This is a genomic window from Pseudomonas sp. FSO-7 (assembly GCF_059579345.1).
The window spans coordinates 4,504,553-4,520,900 of record NZ_CM184193.1; the positions used below are offsets into that span (position 1 = coordinate 4,504,553).

At 62.6% G+C, this 16,348-nt stretch carries 12 protein-coding genes; 1 reads left to right on the plus strand and 11 read right to left on the minus strand.

Annotated elements, in window-relative coordinates; all coding sequences use genetic code 11:
• The first annotated feature begins 105 nt into the window (after window positions 1-105).
• Window positions 106-1,257 carry an MFS transporter gene (locus AC515T_RS19620; RefSeq protein WP_496529671.1) on the plus strand — a complete coding sequence of 384 codons (1,152 nt, stop codon included), beginning with the start codon at window positions 106-108 and terminating at the stop codon, window positions 1,255-1,257.
• A 240-nt stretch (window positions 1,258-1,497) separates the two neighbouring features.
• Here AC515T_RS19620 and AC515T_RS19625 read toward each other — a convergent pair whose 3' ends face one another.
• The 11 genes from AC515T_RS19625 to AC515T_RS19675 form a co-directional block, all read right to left on the minus strand.
• Window positions 1,498-3,936 carry a TonB-dependent siderophore receptor gene (locus AC515T_RS19625; RefSeq protein ID WP_496529672.1) on the minus strand — a complete coding sequence of 813 codons (2,439 nt, stop codon included), beginning with the start codon at window positions 3,934-3,936 and terminating at the stop codon, window positions 1,498-1,500.
• A gap of 97 nt (window positions 3,937-4,033) precedes the next feature.
• Window positions 4,034-5,017, minus strand: coding sequence for a FecR family protein (locus AC515T_RS19630; RefSeq protein ID WP_496529673.1), 984 nt, complete (start codon window positions 5,015-5,017; stop codon window positions 4,034-4,036).
• Window positions 5,018-5,054: 37 nt separating this feature from the next.
• Entirely contained in the window at window positions 5,055-5,555 is a 501-nt protein-coding gene (locus tag AC515T_RS19635) for a sigma-70 family RNA polymerase sigma factor (protein WP_496529674.1), read from the minus strand.
• A gap of 216 nt (window positions 5,556-5,771) precedes the next feature.
• The gene (locus AC515T_RS19640; protein WP_053123536.1) at window positions 5,772-6,212 is read right to left on the minus strand and encodes a carboxymuconolactone decarboxylase family protein; all 441 of its coding nucleotides are present in this window, start codon (window positions 6,210-6,212) and stop codon (window positions 5,772-5,774) included.
• Between the two features lie 283 nt (window positions 6,213-6,495).
• The gene (locus tag AC515T_RS19645) at window positions 6,496-7,938 is read right to left on the minus strand and encodes a mechanosensitive ion channel domain-containing protein (RefSeq protein ID WP_496529675.1); all 1,443 of its coding nucleotides are present in this window, start codon (window positions 7,936-7,938) and stop codon (window positions 6,496-6,498) included.
• Between the two features lie 208 nt (window positions 7,939-8,146).
• Window positions 8,147-9,013, minus strand: a complete 867-nt coding sequence (locus AC515T_RS19650; protein WP_496529676.1) for a pirin family protein — start codon at window positions 9,011-9,013, stop codon at window positions 8,147-8,149.
• 225 nt (window positions 9,014-9,238) lie between these two features.
• Window positions 9,239-9,853, minus strand: a complete 615-nt coding sequence (locus tag AC515T_RS19655; protein ID WP_496533166.1) for a response regulator — start codon at window positions 9,851-9,853, stop codon at window positions 9,239-9,241.
• A 114-nt stretch (window positions 9,854-9,967) separates the two neighbouring features.
• The gene (locus tag AC515T_RS19660) at window positions 9,968-10,402 is read right to left on the minus strand and encodes a response regulator (RefSeq protein WP_496529677.1); all 435 of its coding nucleotides are present in this window, start codon (window positions 10,400-10,402) and stop codon (window positions 9,968-9,970) included.
• A gap of 348 nt (window positions 10,403-10,750) precedes the next feature.
• Entirely contained in the window at window positions 10,751-13,972 is a 3,222-nt protein-coding gene (locus AC515T_RS19665) for a transporter substrate-binding domain-containing protein (RefSeq protein WP_496533167.1), read from the minus strand.
• Between the two features lie 336 nt (window positions 13,973-14,308).
• The gene (locus AC515T_RS19670) at window positions 14,309-15,643 is read right to left on the minus strand and encodes a lysine N(6)-hydroxylase/L-ornithine N(5)-oxygenase family protein (protein ID WP_496529678.1); all 1,335 of its coding nucleotides are present in this window, start codon (window positions 15,641-15,643) and stop codon (window positions 14,309-14,311) included.
• Between the two features lie 146 nt (window positions 15,644-15,789).
• Window positions 15,790-16,272 (minus strand): sigma-70 family RNA polymerase sigma factor, encoded by a 483-nt coding sequence (locus tag AC515T_RS19675; protein WP_496529679.1) that lies wholly within the window; start codon window positions 16,270-16,272, stop codon window positions 15,790-15,792.
• Between the last annotated feature and the right edge of the window lie 76 nt (window positions 16,273-16,348).

The window sequence follows — 16,348 nt, forward strand, 5'->3', positions numbered from 1 at the left end:
AGCCTGCGCGTTGATCGGCACCTTGGGGTCGCGGTGCGGTCAGTGGATATGCAAGCATAGGCCTCTGCCTGCACCACCGCACCGCACGAAAGCCAAGGACGTTTCATGACTGCCATCACGCCCCCGCCCACCTTTATTCCAGGACGCCTGGAACAGATGTCCACCCGCATCGCTTACCTCATCGCCGGCATCGGCATCGCCGCCTGGGCGCCGCTGGTGCCTTACGCCAAAGTGCGGGCGAACCTGGATGAAGGCACCCTCGGGTTGCTGCTGTTATGCCTGGGGGTCGGGTCGATCCTGGCGATGCCGATTTCCGGCGCACTGGCGGGGCGGTTCGGCTGCCGTCGGGTGCTCAGCGGCGGCACGATTCTGATCTGCCTGGCGTTGCCGTTGTTGGCGACAATGACCTCCCTGCCTTGGCTGGTGGCCGCGTTGTTCCTGTTTGGCGCCGGGCTCGGCACCGTGGACTCGACCGTGAACCTGCAAGCGGTGATCGTCGAGCGGGCCAGTGGCAAGACCATGATGTCGGGCTTCCACGGCATGTTCAGCCTCGGCGGGATCATTGGCGCGGCCGGCGTGAGCGCCCTGCTCGGCCTGGGCCTTTCGCCGCTGGCGGCGACGCTGGTGGTCAATGGGGTGCTGTTGGTGGCGTTGTTCAAGGCCGCGCCACACCTGTTGCCCTACGGCAGCGAAAGCTCGGGACCGGCGTTTGCCATTCCCCATGGTGTGGTGCTGTTTATCGGCATCCTCTGCTTCATCGTGTTCCTGGCCGAAGGCGCGGTGCTGGACTGGAGCGCGGTGTTCCTGACCACCGAGCGCGCGGTGGATACCGCCTATGCCGGGCTGGGTTATGCCGCCTTCGCGCTGACCATGACCGTCGGCCGCCTGACCGGCGACTCGGTGGTGCATCGCCTGGGTGCCAAACGCGTGATCATCTATGGCGGGTCGATCGCCGCTGCAGGGTTCCTGCTGGCAACGCTCGCACCGATGTGGCAAGCGGCGCTGCTGGGGTATGCGTTGGTGGGCGCCGGGTGTTCGAACATCGTGCCGGTGTTGTACACCGCCGTCGGCAAACAGACCCTGATGCCAGAGGCCATCGCTGTTCCGGCCATTACCACCATCGGCTATGCCGGTATCCTCGCGGGTCCGGCGCTGATTGGTTTCGTGGCCCATGGCAGCAGCTTGAGCATTGCCTTCGGGCTGATTGCGCTATCGCTGGTGGCGGTGGCGGCCAGTGGGAAAGTGTTGAAGGTCTGAGACCTACAGGGAGCCTGGGATAGCCAGTAAACCTGTGGCGAGGGAGCTTGCTCCCGCTGGGCCGCGAAGCGGCCCCAAAACCTGCTGAATGCGGAGCCTCAGGCGCACCGCATCCACTGGTTTACGACTGCTTCGCAGCCGAGCGGGAGCAAGCTCCCTCGCCACAGGATGGTCATTCAGCCACAGGATGGTATTTCAGCCCCTGGCATTGTGTTCCAAGCCAAAGGGCCTGATCTTCGATCAAAACCCTACACTGGCCTGCACAAAGAACGTACGCGGTGCACCCACATAGATGCCCGAGTTGTTGTCGCTGGAGCGGGTGTAGTACTGGTGATCGAACAGGTTCTTCACCCCGGCGCCGACTTTCAGGTTCGACAACTGTGCACCGAAGTCATAGCCGGCGCGCACGTTCCAGAGCACGTAGCCCGGCATGTCGCCGTACTGCCCATCGGCGGTGCCATCGGTGATGTAGTCGCCGCTGAAACTGCCATCGGCGTTCACGCTGTTGCCCGGTGAACGCTGCTTGGACTGGGCGAAGGCGTCGAGGTTGTAGGTCCAGCGGTTGATGTTGTAGCGCAGGCCCACGTTGGCCACCTGACGGGAATAGAACGGCAGGTCACGGCCCTTGAAGCTCGGGATCTGGCCTTCGTAAGTCGCGCGGGTGTAGGTGAAACCGGCGTTGGCGGTGAGGCCTTCGAGGCGTGGGTCGAGGGCGGCCATGTCGTAGTGCACCGAAGCCTCCAACCCCTGGTGCTTGGTCGCGCCCATGTTGGTCCAGCCCACGTCGTTGCTGATGTACTGCAGCTCGTCGTCGAAGTCGATGTAGAACAGCGTCACTTCCCCGCCCCAGACGTCATCGTTGTAACGCGTGCCGATCTCGTAGGTCTTGGCCTTCTCCGGGCTCAGGCCGTTGGCGGTGTTGTTGCCGTCGCCGCCCTGGCCGAGCTGAAAGTACTGCAGGCTGCCGAACGAGGTCTCGTAGTTGGCGAACAGCTTCCAGGCGTCGGACAGGTGATACATCACGCTCAGGGCCGGCAGCGGTTCGTTGCTGTCGATGCTGCGGCGTTTTTCCTGCACGGGGCGGCCGGCGGTGTCGAGCACCGGGCGGTCATGCCATTCGGTGCTGATGCTTTCGAAGCGGATCCCCGGGGTGAGGGTCCATTTGCCAACATCGATCTTGTCATCGATATACACCGCGTGGGCTTCAGTGCCGCCAGTACGGTCCTGGTAGACGTGGCCATCGGAACCCGGGCGCACCACCGGTTCGTTATTACGCAACGCCAGGCGGCTGGCCTCTTCGTGCATGCCTTCCTTGAGGTAGCGATAACCGACGCTGGCCTCCTGGGTGGTAGGGCCGAGGTCGAACACATGGGACACCCGGGGCTCGATGCCGAAGGTGTAATAGGTGCGCGGGTAGGACACCAGGTTGCGCTGGTCCCGGGAAGCGATGGTACTGCCCCGATAGCTGTCGGAATAGTAGGTCAGCACTTCGGCCTGGGTGCGCTCGTTGATCTCGCGGATCCACTTGAACGACACATCCTTGCGCCGGCCGCTGAAGTTGTCCCAGTCGCGGTCGGATTGGTACGGGTCCGCGTCGTACTGGGCCTGGGTCAGGCCACCGGGCATGTCGGCCTTGGCGTCGTAGTAGTGGAAATTCAGCGAGAAGTCGTCGACATCGGTCGGCGCCCAGTGAGTCTTGAGAATGACGTCGTCGATGTCGTTGCCGTTGTTGCTCCGGCGATACCCGTTGCCGTTGACGCCCGAATACAACAGCGCCACGCCCAGGCCGTTGTCGGCGGTGCCACCGAGAAAAGCCGTGTCGATGTGCTTCCAGCCGCCGCGCTGGGAGGTTTCCAGGGTGGTACCGATTTCGCCGGTGGCCTTTTCCGGAATGGCACGGGTCACGAAGTTGATCACCCCGCCGACGTTCTGCGGCCCGTAGCGCACGGACCCGGCGCCGCGCACCACGTCGATGCTGTCCAGGTTGCCCGAGGAAATCGGTGCCATGGACAATTGCGGCTGGCCGTAGGGCGCGAACGCTGCCGGTACGCCGTCGATCAACACCGTGGAGCGTGGCGACAAGCGCGAGGTCAGGCCGCGCACGCCGACGTTCAGGGAAATGTCACTGCCGCCGGTGCCGTTGGCCTCTTGCACCTGCACACCCGGCACGCGCCGCAGCACATCGCCGACGTTCATGGCGCCCTGCTCCACCATCGCTTCGCGGCGGATCACCGTACGCGCACCAGGGTGGTTCTGCACCACTTCGGCGTTGGCATCGCCGAGCCAGTCACCGACCACCTGGATTTCAGTCGCCCCCAGCTCCAGCGGGCCGGCGTTGGACGCCGAAGGTGCCGGCAACACGGTCACCGAACCCTTATCGATCTGGTATTGCAGGCCGCTGCCCTGCAGCAGTTGGCGCAAGGCCGCTTCCGGGGACAAGTTGCCGTCCACCGCTGGCGCTTGTTTGCCCGCCACCAGCTCGGGGCTGAAGAACACTTGCAACGCGGTCTGCTGGCCGAGCTGGCTCAAGGCTTGCCCCAACGGCTGCGCCTGGATGTGAATGGCGGTGGCGGCCTGATCGGCGAACGCCTGGGGCACGGCGGCGCTGACCGCCAGGGTCAGGGCCAGGGGCAACCAGCGCGCCGGGGTACGGTTGTTGTTTTTGGCGGTTGTTTTCACGTCGAACCTTGTCCTGTTGATCGCAAGAATACGCGTCTGTTAATGCAAACCAGTTGCAGTTGGACAAGAAGACGAAGAACTCGGAAAAAACCTGAATTTATTTCGCAATTATTTCCTGGCTGCCGTCATCCAGGTTGCGCACGGCCACCGGCAGGATGTTCGGCAGCGCCTTGAGCAGCGCCTCGGGGTCGTCGGCGCGGAACACGCTGGTCAGGCGCAGCTTGCCCACCGCCGCGCTACCGACACGCAGGGGCTGGGGGCGATAACGGGAGACTTCTTCCGCCACTTCCTTGAGCGGCGCGTCATTGAACACCAACTTGCCGTTGCGCCAGGCCGTGAGTGCATCGGTATTGACCGCGTAAGGGGCGGCGACGTTGCCCTGGGCATCGATCTGGGTACCGAACCCCGCCGCCAGGCTGACGAACGGTGCCTTGGGCGCGCCGCGTCCCTGGACTTTGACGCTGCCCTGCGCCACCGCCACCCGGGTCTTGTCGGCGTCACGGCGCACATCGAAGCGCGTCCCGGTCACCGTCACCTGGCCGTTACCCGCCTCGACGGTGAATGGCCGACCGGCGTCATGCTCGACCGTGAACAACGCCTCGCCTTCGGTCAGTTCCACCCGGCGTTGACGGTGTGCGAACTGAATACGCACCCGGCTACGGCTGTTGAGGTCGATCACCGAACCGTCCGGCAAGGCGATATGCCGACGCTCGCCAAGGGCGGTGGCGTATTCGCCGCTGTAGTCGGTGGAAGAACTCAAGCCGCTGAACAGCCCCAACCCGAGCGCCACTGCGAACAGCCCGGCGGCGACGGCGTAACGTAACAGCGGCCGACGCTTGGGACGCTCGGCGGGTGGTTCGCACAGCGCTCGCAGGCGTTCCTTGGGCAGCAGGTCCGTGGCGCTCCAGATGCCCTGGAGCAATTGAATCTCGTCACGGTGATTGGGATGCTCGTCCAGCCAGGCTTCGAAATCCTGGCGCTCCTCGACACTCATGGCGGGCGCTTGCAAGCGCACGAACCATTGCGCCGCCGCGTCGCGAACCCTGTCCTGCCCGCACGGGCATTCACGGCTATCCATCATGGAAGGTCCTGTGGCTCAGGTGGAAGGGGGCGACGGATCATTGGCCTGGTCCGTCCAGGCGATCGCGCAGATGCCGCAGGGTGCGGATCATATACTTTTCCACCATGTTTTTTGACAGCCCCAGGCGCTCGGCGATTTCCGCCTGGGTCAGGCCTTCGATCTTCTGCCAGACAAATACCGTGCGGCAGTTGGCCGGCAGCTCGGCAAGCGCCCGCTCGATGGAGTCCGCCAGTTGAATCGCGTGCATGAAGTGCTCCGGGTCGCCCGAAAACGACTGACCAGGGTCGAAGACTGCCTCCTCCATGGCCCCCCGTCGATCTTCGCGCCGATAGCCATCCACTGCAATGTTGCGCGCCGTCTGATGCAGATACGCCCGTGGCTGCTCGACCCCGCTCGAATCGGACTCAAGCACACGCACGAAGGTGTCATGGGCCAGGTCCTCGGCCTGCTGGCGATTGCGCAGGCGACGGGTCCAGGTGCCGATCAACTCTTCGTAATGCTCGAAAAAGCCGGGTCTGCGGGGCAGCTTGGGGGTCATCACGGCGCGCTGTGGAAACGGGGCGTGAATAGTAATGGTTACTATTAATGAGAAGCAAACCTATTACGGCGCCTGTCGTCCGAAGCTTGAAGCTGAGAAATAAATCCATGTGGGAGCGAGCTTGCTCGCGATAGCGGTTTGACAGTTCATGCACCATTGACTGACACACCGCTATCGCGAGCAAGCTCGCTCCCACAGGTTTGTTTTTGCTTTCGACTACGCCTCAGGCATCTTGCGAAACCCCACCGCCAAGCGGTTCCAGCCATTGATGGCGTTGATCGCCACGGTCAGGTCGACCATTTCCTTGGGGCTGAAATGCTCGCTCAGCAAGGCATAGTCGGCGTCCGGCGCGTGGGTGTCGCTCAGGCGGGTCAGGGCTTCGGTCCAGGCCAGTGCGGCGCGCTCGCGGCCGGTGAAAAATGGCGCTTCGCGCCAGGCGGTCACGGCGTACAGGCGACGTTCGGTCTCGCCGTCCTTGCGGGCGTCGGCGGTGTGCATGTCGATGCAGAAGGCGCAGCCGTTGATTTGCGAGGAGCGCAGCTTGACCAGTTCCAGCAGGGACTTCTCCAGGCCCAGGTTCGAGGCGGCGTTTTCCAGGGCCAGCATGGCTTTGAAAGCGTCGGGGGAAGCGGTGTAGAAATCGATACGCGGTTGCATGGTGGACTCCAGAACAATTGGGTGTGGCGTTACGTTAGCCGTGCAGTGGCGCGGTACAAATAGCCAATTGTTGGGAAGTTCGGGTGGCCAATGGGGCACGCGTCGAGGTCAATCTTAAGGCTGGAAGCTCTTGTGGCGAGGGAGCTTGCTCCCGCTCGGCTGCGCAGCAGTCGCAAACCTGTCGACGCGGTCCGTCAGGAAAATGGGGTCAGGCCCATTGGGGGCGGCTGCGCCACCCAGCGGGAGCAAGCTCCCTCGCCACAAAAGGCCATGAGCCCTTCCGTCAGGCCCGGCTGCGCAACCATTGCAGAAAGCGCTTCTTGGCGATCGGCTTGGGGACTTCGCGGGTCAGGTTCTGGGCCAGGTGCATGCGCACGTCCAGCAGGTTCTTCATCGCGTCGTTGATGTCGCGACGAGCCTCGAGGCACGGCTTGAGGTAGCTGTTCTCGATGCGGTACAGGGTGCAGAAGGTCTTGGCGGAAAAATTCGCCAGGGCCGCCTGCTCGGCGACGATCCCGGCTTCGCCAATCACTTCCCCCGGCCCCATGCGCCCGCCCTCCAGTGGCTGGCCGTTGCGCATGAGGGTTACGCTGACCACCCCGGACTCGATGATGAACAGATGATCGCTGACCTCCCCCGCCGCCAGGATCACGTCGCCGGCGCGGAAGGTTTGTAATGTCATGTTCTGGCTGAAAACGTCTTTTTCGTCCGGGCGCAGGGTCGAAAAAATGCTCGAGCTTTCCAGCAGCGCTCGAGGACGCGACACGCCGATGGAAGCGGTGCTTTCGCTGGTGGACAACAGGCTCACGCCCGAGGCTTGCAAATGCCGGAACGCCAGGTCGAACAGTTGATTGCGCACCTCCCGCTTCTGCCCCATCGAGGCCACGAATCCGCTGATCTCGTATTCCGCCCCGCCGCTACCGGTGCCTTTGAGCGTGACGCAGGGCGCCGGGGTGGCAAGCAACGCGCGGCAACCGATCATTGCCCGCTCCAACGCATCGATCACCTTCTGCGGACGCGCATGGGGGCTGACCTGGACACTGATGGCCAAGCCATGCATGTCGCTGGGTCGGCTGAAGTTGACGATCTTGGCTTTCGCCGCCAACGAGTTGGGAATCACCGCCATGCTGCCCTGGGAAGTCTGCAGTCGCGTGGCACGCCAGTCGATGTCGGTGACCCTGCCTTCGGTGCCATCGATGGAGATCCAGTCATCGACTTGATAGGGCTTGGTAGTATTAAGCACGATGCCGGAAAACACGTCGCTGAGTGTGCTCTGCAAGGCCAGGCCAACGATGATCGCCATTGCGCCGGACGTCGCCAGCACGCCCTTGACCGGCAGATCCAGCACATAAGCCAGCGCCGCAATGACAGCAACCAGGAAAATCACCGCACCCAGCAGATCCTGCAACAACCGCCCGGTGTGGCCGACCCGTTGCATCAGCGCAGCGACGATCAGCACCGTCAGGGTTCGCGCGGCGAACAGCCACCAGGTGATCTGCAAACCGGTGGCGGCCAGGTGCCGCGGCACATCGTCGACCCACTGCGCCGGCACCATGGGGTTGAGACCTTCGTTGAACAGCAGCACGCTGAACAACGAAAAAATCACCAGCCTGGCGCCGACTTTCCAATAGATCCGATCCGCACTGACCAGGTGCCACATCAGTAGATCGAGCACCAGCAGCGCCAGGGCACAGAGCAGCGGGTGCTCGGAGATCAGAAACAGCATCGGGACAGCTCCAGGAGGGCGATTGGCGAAGATTGGCACAGATTGAAGACGCTGTAGAGATCCCCGCAGATCCCCATGCAGATCCCCCTTGTGGGAGCGAGCTTGCTCGCGATTGCGGTCTGACCGTCAACCCATGATTGAATGTCCTACCGCTATCGCGAGCAAGCTCGCTCCCACAATGGGTGTTGCGTGGCTGTTGTTCTGGCGTTCAGTCATCCATCCGGCCAAAGCGCCCGGAATGAAAATCCTCGAAGGCCTGGTGGATTTCCTGTTCGCTGTTCATCACGAACGGCCCATGGCCAACGATGGGTTCGTCGATCGGCTCGCCGCTGAGCAGCAGCACCACCGCGTCGTTATTGGCTTGCAGGCTCAATTGGTCGCCGGCCCGGTCGAACAGGGCCATCTGCCCGGCCTCGACCCGCTCGCGACCATTGACCTGGACCGTGCCCCGCAGCACCACCAAGGCCGTGTTGTGGCCTTCGTGCAGGTCAAGGGTGAGCGTTTTACCGGCATTCAAGCGGATGTCCCAGACGTCGATGGGGGTGAAGGTCCGCGCTGGGCCTTGATGCCCTTCGAAGCGCCCGGCGATCAGGCGCAGGCTGCCGGCGTTGTCCTTCAGGGCGATGTTCGGAATGTCGCCCTTGAGGATCGTCTGGTAGCCGGCCGGGGCCATCTTGTCCTTGGCGGGCAGGTTGACCCACAGCTGGACCATCTCCATGAACCCGCCCTGCCGGGCGAAGGCTTCGGAGTGGAACTCTTCGTGAATGATGCCGGACGCGGCGGTCATCCATTGCACGTCGCCGGGGCCGATCTTGCCGCCGCTGCCAGTGGAGTCACGGTGCTCCAGTTCGCCCTGGTAGACGATGGTCACGGTTTCGAACCCACGATGGGGGTGCTGGCCGACGCCACGACGCTCGGTGGTCGGCGTGAATTCAGTGGGGGCGGCGTGGTCCAGCAGCAGGAACGGGCTGATGTGCTTGCCCAGGTTGTCGTAGGAAAACAGCGTGCGCACCTGAAAACCGTCGCCGACCCAATGGGGCCGCGGGCTGGTGTAGAGGCCGATGATGTTCTTCATGCCGTGTCTCCAAAATCAGGTACTGCGATTTGATGGAGATAGCTTAAAACCGACACCCTTGAAGCACTAGATAGCAAAAATCGGCCTTAGCGTTCTATCCGGAGAACGACGGATAAACCTGTGGGAGCGAGCTTGCTCGCGATTGCAGTCTGACAGTCGATACATCATTGACTGATAGAACGCTATCGCGAGCAAGCTCGCTCCCACAGGTTTGGGGCAGTTCATTCAAAGGTGATTGCGCTTGGCAAAGTCCGACAGCCCCACCAAGGATTGCAGCCCGAGCTTTTCCAACAGCCGAGTCTTGTAGGTGCTGACGGTTTTCGGACTCAGGAACAGGCTTTCGGCGATGTCCTTGCCACGCATGCCCATGGCCAGCATGCGCAGGATGGACAGCTCGCGGGTGGAGAGGCTTTCCAGGGCCTGCTGTTCGCTGCGTTGCTGGAAATCCAGCCGGACGGGCATCTGGGGGAAATAGGCATAACCGGACTTCAACGCCTGGATGGCCTTGGTCAGTTCCTTGAGGTCGCTTTTCTTGGTCACGAAGCCCCGGGCCCCGGCCGAGATGCAGCGGTTGCAGAAGTGCTGCGCATCCTGGGAGGTGAACACCAGCACGCTGCATTCAGGAAACTGGGCCATGATCCAGACCAGCAGGTCCAGGCCATCGAACCCGTTCATCACCAAATCCAGGATCACCAGGTCTGGCGCGTGCTCCTTGATGATGGCCCTGGCATCGGCCACGCCGCTGGCGTCCCGGATGCGGGTGAACGCCTCATTCTGGCAAATGAGCCGCAGCGCCCCTCGTATGACAGGGTGGTCGTCCACGATCAACACGTCTTTCAAGGCAGTTCCCCAAAGCAATACAAACGGCACCGGTGCCGTGACCGCACCGGACTCTTGCACAAGCGCCAGGCCCTGCCACCTGTCAGACCTGACAGTGCGGACCAACGGTCTGGTTCAGTGTCCATGACCCTGCCTGAGGGGACGCACCCACGGTTGCAGCGGCTCATGGACATGAGGATCAACCTGCTCCATCAGGCATCGCAGTGACGCCAGATCAGGCAGTGGCGCCTGGCTCAGGTGCACGCTCGATCGAGGCGCGACAGGCACCGGCGACTGACGGGCCGGTTGCGCGTTGTAAATCATCCCGTGACGCACCTGCGGGTTGTAGATAACAAAATCGTGCAGGTCCAACGCCCCGCCCGCCAACGCCGAGTTGATGACAATCAGGTCGAACGGCTCGCTGCCGTACTCCACCAGCGTGAGCAACTCCTGCAAATGGCTCACGGGGACAATCCGGTGGTAGCCCTGTTGGTTGAACAGACGTTCCAGCACGATTCGATGGGTCTGTTGTGGGTCGGCAATCAGGATACGGAGTGCTTTGTTCGGCATGGCAAGCTTTCCAATAGCAACGCGCCAGGTAGGCACCGGCTCAAGAACATTAAGGGCGCTCAGGCTAGAGGAAGCGTTTGAAGGGCGATGTAGGACTATTCCTAAAATGAAGCCAGACACAGCCCCTATGACGATGGAATTTATCCTGCACGACGCTTTGTAGGAGCTGGCGAAGCCTGCGATCTTTTGATCTTTTGATCTTTTGATCTTTTGATCTTTTGATCTTTTGATCTTTTGATCTTTTGATCTTTTGATCTTTTGATCTTTTGATCTTTTGATCTTTCGCTTGAGATTCAAGTGTCTGGGGAAAGATCGCAGCCTCGTTGCACTCGTCAGCTCCTACAGTTCCTACTCGGCTCCGACTCCTTTCATGTAGGCCTTGAGCCGCTCCGCCAGGTGCTCGATGGCTTGGCGAAGGTCTTCCACGGCTTTGGCGAGCTGCACCGTGTCGTCCGCTCGACAAGCGCTTTCCAGTGTCTCGCAGGCGGCGATCAGGCGTTGCGCCTGGATGATCCGCGCCCCGCCCTTGATCCGGTGCGCCAGGTCCGCCAGGCCCGGCAAGTCGGGTCGGGTGGCCAAGTGCAGTAGCCGCGCTTGATCTTCGGCATTGCTGCTGACCAGTTCCTCCAGCAACGCCCTGATGGCGCTCGTGTCGCCACCGGTCAGTTGTTCCAGGCCGGTCAAGTCGAGATCATCGTCGGACTGGGGCGCCCGCGCATCCGGCGTGACCGAAGCCAGACGCGCGTTGAGTGCCTTGAGGCCGATGGGTTTGAACAGGCAATCGTCCATCCCGGCTTCGGCGCAGCGCTCCTTTTCCTCCGGTTGGGCGTTGGCGGTGAACCCCAGGATTACCACCGGCGACAGGTTGCGGTCGCGCTCTTCGTCGCGAATGGTACGGGCCAGTTCGTAGCCGCTCATCAAAGGCATGTTGCAGTCGGTGATGACCACATCGAAGTGTTCGCTGCGCCAGGCCTGCAGGCCCTCGACACCGTTCTGCGCTTCCTGGACACGATGCCCCAGGTAGCCCAGTTGCTGGGACAGCAGCAAGCGGTTGGCCGGGTAGTCGTCCACCACCAGGATACTCAGCGCCCGGACCGGCCGCAGCGCCTCGACCTCGGCAGGCGGCGCCGCCGGCAACGCGTCGAGCACGGGCAGCTCCAGCAGCACCTCGACCTGCGTGCCCTCCCCCGGCACGCTGCGCAACACCAGGGTGCCGCCCATCATTTCGCACAACGTGCGGCTGATGACCAAGCCCAACCCGGAACCGCTGCGGGCCGATTGGGGGTGATGGCCGGCCTGGGTAAAGGGGCTGAACAAGCGGCGCTGATCCTCGGGGGAAATGCCGCAACCGGTGTCCTCGACTCGCAGGCAAATGCCGAGACGCCCGTGTTCAGCGTCCAACTCGCCGCGCACACTCAGGCGCACTTCGCCCTGGTCGGTGAACTTGATGGCGTTGCTCAGCAGGTTCGAGACGATCTGCTTGAAACGCAATGGATCAATCAACACGTCGCGGTTGACCCCGGCCTCCAGCACCCAATGCAAGCGCAGGTGTTTCTGCCAGGCCAGGCCCTCGAAGATCCGCGCCACCGACTCGATCAACGTGTGCAGATTGGCCCGTTGCGGCGCCAGCGACAGCTTGCCCGACTCGATGCGGGCGATGTCGAGGATGTCGCCGATCAAGTCCAGCATGCCATGGGCGGCCCCCGACGCGACTTCGATGGCGAACCGGTCCACGACGCCCTGGTCGGCTTTTTTCAGGGCCAGCTCCAGCAGGCCGATCACCGCATTCATCGGTGTGCGGATCTCATGGCTCATGGTTGCCACGAAGGTGGTCTTGGCCCGATTGGCCTCGTCGGCGTTTTCCTTGGCCACGCGCAACTGTTCCAGCAGGCGCCGCAGATACATGCCCCAGCCCAGGGCCACCAACAACAGCAGCGCAGCAATGGCGAACCCTTGGAGGATCGTGGTGCGGTTGCGTAGCCAATAACTGTCGTCGATCACCACCTCACTGCGCCAGCGGTTGGTCAGCTCATCCATTTCTTCCGGGGTGATGCTCAACAGTGCCTTGTCCAGGATCGAGTAAAGCTCCAATGCGCCCCGGTTCGTCGCCAGGGCGACGTGCGCGGGCAAGGTGCCTACGGTGCTGGTGACTTGCAGCGTGTCGCGGTACTGGCGGGAGATCATGTAGCGGGCGCTGATCAGCGGATTGATCGCCGCGTCCGCCGTGCCGGCGGCAACCATGGCCATGGCGTCGGCGGCATTCTGCGCCGCCACCAGTTGCACGCGGGGGAACTGCTCCAGCAGGAACTCACGCAGCACGTTGCCACGCACCAGCGCCAGGCGCTTGCCTGCCATCTGGTCCAAGGTCAGCGCCTTGGTCCTGACCGGCACCACCAGCACGAACGGGTTCGCCAGGTACGGCCGGGTAAAGCGCAACTCGTCCTCGAGTTCGGCACTGGGGATGGCGGTCGCCAAGACATCGGCCTTGCCGCTCGTGATCTGCCCGATCAAATCATCAACCGAATCGCCCCGTTGCACATCGAATTTCAAACCGGTGCGCAAGCTGATCCGGGCCAGCACATCGGCGCCGATGCCGCGCAAATGGCCTTGCTCGTCGAAGAACGTCAGCGGCAGGAAGTTTTCGTTGACCGCCACTTTGATTCGCGGGTGGGCATCCAGCCAACGCTGTTCGTTGACGCTGAAATGCAGCGCCTGCTGACCGGGCATGCTCGCCCCGCCGGCACTCCATCGCCGCAGGATGATCATGCGTTCGCTGGCGGGAATGACTTGCAACGCGGCATTGACGATGCGCAACACCCGCGCATTGTCGCGATTGACCGCGAAGGCGAACGGCTGCACTTCCAGGCGCGAGAAATCGGCCAGTTGGACGTTGTTCAGGTAGTTCTTGCTGATCAGGTAATTGGAACTGATCGAGTCCCCCAGGTAGACGTCGGCCTGACCAAACGCCACGGCACCGATGGCGCTCAAGGTCGAGGGGAACAATTGCAAGGAAGCCTCGGGATAAAACGCCTCGACCGTCTTCGGCGGCAAGTAGTGATAGAGCATGGCCACGCGCTTGCCGGCCAGGTCCGTGGGCAAGTCCTGGCTGTCGTCGATACGGGCCACGAGGGTCGGCAAGTCATCGGCATAGGCCTGGGACATGGCCAGGTCCGGATCGGCGGCTTCGAAGCCGTTGGCGGTGTCGAGCAGGTCGATCTCACCACCGCGCAGGGCCTGGAGCGCTTCGGCGCGGGACGCATAGCGCTGCACCTGCACCTTGACGTGCAAGAGTTGCCCCAGCAATTGCGCATAGTCGGCCGTCAGGCCTTCGTAGTCGCGACCGTTGCCGGTGATGCTGAACGGCGCATAGTCCGGCGCCGAGGTACCTAGCAGCAACGTGTCCTTGTGACGCAGCCACGCCCAATCGGCAGCGTCCAGGGACACCGAATAATCATCCACATGGGAGCGCCCGAGCACCTGCAACGATTCAGGGGTCGCGCCTACCGGTGGCGCCACGCTCAATGAGCCCAGCAACAGCGCCATCAGGCCTGTGCGTAAAAGCAGCATCATTTGATCAGGGTGTTTCGCTTGGCGTAGTCGGTCCGGCGCACCAGCGACTTCAGTCAGGGTGACCGGTTGGGGGTTCAGACTGCCAATACGAGGGAACAGCGAACCGTCGATGCGCCTGCCGAACAGACGCATGACATGAGTGTAGGAAGTTTCTGAAGAATTTCCTGTGAGTGACTGGATGCCAGGACCCGAACCTGTGGGAGCGAGCTTGCTCGCGAAGGCGTCAGCTCAGCCAATATTGAAGTGACTGACACGACGCCATCGCGAGCAAGCTCGCTCCCACAGGGGGTTGCGTTGGCTGATAGATTTCCTGCGAGTGACTCGCTCCCATAGGGCCTATACGGCGGCGAGCAGCAAGTCACGCACCGGACGCGCCTGCCCGCGATTGTTCCCGTGCTCATACAGCGAGCCGGCGATTTCATCGGCACGCACCGGCAGGATCGACAGCAGGGTGTCGCTCAAGCCGTGGCTGGCCTGGCAGAAGCCCTGCATGTAGATCGCCGCCTTGCAGCGCTCGTCGGTGATCAGCTTGTAGTTGCGGTCCACCTCGAAATCCCCCAGGTATTGCGCCAGTGGCTCCAGCAGGGTGCGGTGCATCTGCCGCTCGTAACCGGTGGCCAGCACCACGGCGTCGTAACGGCGTACCGTCAGCTCGCCCGTGGCGTTGTTGCGCACCGCCAGTTCCACGCCGGCGTCGGTGGCCGTGGCCTTCTCCACCGTGGTGAGGGTGCGGAACGCGTGACGGGCGATGCCGGAGACTTTCTGGCGATAGAAAATCCCGTAGATGCGTTCGATCAGGTCGATGTCCACCACCGAGTAGTTGGTGTTGTGGTACTCGTTGACCAGACGCTCGCGCTCGCTATGGGGTTGCTGGAACACCAGGTCGGTGAACTCCGGCGAAAACACTTCGTTGACGAACGGGCTGTCGTCCGCCGGTTTGAGGGCCGAGCCGCGCAGGATCATGTCGACCTGTACCGAAGGGAAGCTGTCGTTGAGGTCGATGAAGGCCTCCGCCGCGCTCTGCCCACCGCCGATGATGGCGATCTTCATCGGCTGGCCCTTCACGCACGGCTGGCTCGCCATGCGTTCCAGGTACTGGGAATGGTGGAACACCCGCGCATCCTCCTTGAACGCCTTGAACGCCTCGGGAATGCGCGCGGTACCGCCGGCACTGACCACCAGCGAACGGGTGGTACGCACCCACTCTGCGCCCTGGGCGTCGCGGGAGATCACCCGCAGCGCTTCGACCTGCTGGTTGTGCAACACCGGTTCGATGCGCAGCACTTCTTCGCCATAGCGGCTCTGTTCGGTGAAGTGCCCGGCCACCCAGCGCAGGTAGTCATTGAACTCCATGCGGCACGGGTAGAAGGTGCCGAGGTTGATGAAGTCCACCAGGCGGCCATGGTGCTTGAGGTAATTGACGAACGAATACGGGCTGGTGGGGTTGCGCAGGGTCACCAGGTCCTTGAGGAAGGAAATCTGCAACTCGCTCTGGGTCACCAGGGTGTTGCCGTGCCAGCGGTAGTCGGCCTGCTTGTCGAGGAACAGCACGTCCAGTTCACCCTGGACCGGCCCCCGCTCCTGCAGCGCGATGGCCAGCGCCAGGTTCGAAGGGCCGAAGCCAATGCCGATCAAGTCGTGAACGATGGGCGATGCAATTGCCTGTGTCATGTCCAGTGTCCTCTGGAAAAGCCCCTCAACAGGGCACGAAAAGCCTGGGGAACCTGACCGGCATTCGAGGCGCCGGCAAGTCGTCTGTTGAGAGGAACGAGGACAATGAAAAAAAATTTACCGCCGGGTGACCGGCGACGATCGAATCAGGGCGCGTCCCACTGACGCACGCGAACGCGACAGTGCTTCATGGCGTTGACGATGTGCTTTTCCACCAATGCCCGGGAAAGGCCCAGGCGTTCGGCGATTTGCGAGTGGGACAGACCTTCGAGCTTGCGCAGCAGGAAACTCTCGCGGCACAGCGGCGGCAGCTCGGCCAGTGCGCGCCGCAGCATGTCCAGGCGCTGGCCATGGTCGAGGCTGGTGTGGGGCGACGGGGTGAAGAAGCGTTCTTCGCTGTCCAGCACATCCAGGGATTCGACCTGGCGCAGCGTATTGCGCCGATGCCCGTCGATCACCAGGTTCAGCGCCGTGCGGTAGAGGAACGCCCGAGGCTGTTCGATGGGCGTGTCGCTGGCACGCTCCAGCACCCGCACATAGGCGTCATGCACCACATCCTCGGCCGCCTGGCGGTTGCCAAGCCTGGCGTTCAGGAAACACACCAGCTCGCGATAGTAGTTTTCCACCATGACTCCCGTGCGCAATGACTGCGACAGCTATCCCTGTGCCACCCGGCATGCCGGAAAAGGGCATGGCACGATAGTG

What these genes read in the sequence shown, in the direction of transcription:
- AC515T_RS19620 (WP_496529671.1), top strand. Translation starts at nt 106, where the DNA reads ATGACTGCCATCACGCCCCCGCCCACCTTTATTCCAGGACGCCTGGAA.
- AC515T_RS19630 (WP_496529673.1), bottom strand. Translation starts at nt 5,017, where the DNA reads ATGATGGATAGCCGTGAATGCCCGTGCGGGCAGGACAGGGTTCGCGAC.
- AC515T_RS19635 (WP_496529674.1), bottom strand. Translation starts at nt 5,555, where the DNA reads ATGACCCCCAAGCTGCCCCGCAGACCCGGCTTTTTCGAGCATTACGAA.
- AC515T_RS19640 (WP_053123536.1), bottom strand. Translation starts at nt 6,212, where the DNA reads ATGCAACCGCGTATCGATTTCTACACCGCTTCCCCCGACGCTTTCAAA.
- AC515T_RS19645 (WP_496529675.1), bottom strand. Translation starts at nt 7,938, where the DNA reads ATGCTGTTTCTGATCTCCGAGCACCCGCTGCTCTGTGCCCTGGCGCTG.
- AC515T_RS19650 (WP_496529676.1), bottom strand. Translation starts at nt 9,013, where the DNA reads ATGAAGAACATCATCGGCCTCTACACCAGCCCGCGGCCCCATTGGGTC.
- AC515T_RS19660 (WP_496529677.1), bottom strand. Translation starts at nt 10,402, where the DNA reads ATGCCGAACAAAGCACTCCGTATCCTGATTGCCGACCCACAACAGACC.
- AC515T_RS19665 (WP_496533167.1), bottom strand. Translation starts at nt 13,972, where the DNA reads ATGATGCTGCTTTTACGCACAGGCCTGATGGCGCTGTTGCTGGGCTCA.
- AC515T_RS19670 (WP_496529678.1), bottom strand. Translation starts at nt 15,643, where the DNA reads ATGACACAGGCAATTGCATCGCCCATCGTTCACGACTTGATCGGCATT.
- AC515T_RS19675 (WP_496529679.1), bottom strand. Translation starts at nt 16,272, where the DNA reads ATGGTGGAAAACTACTATCGCGAGCTGGTGTGTTTCCTGAACGCCAGG.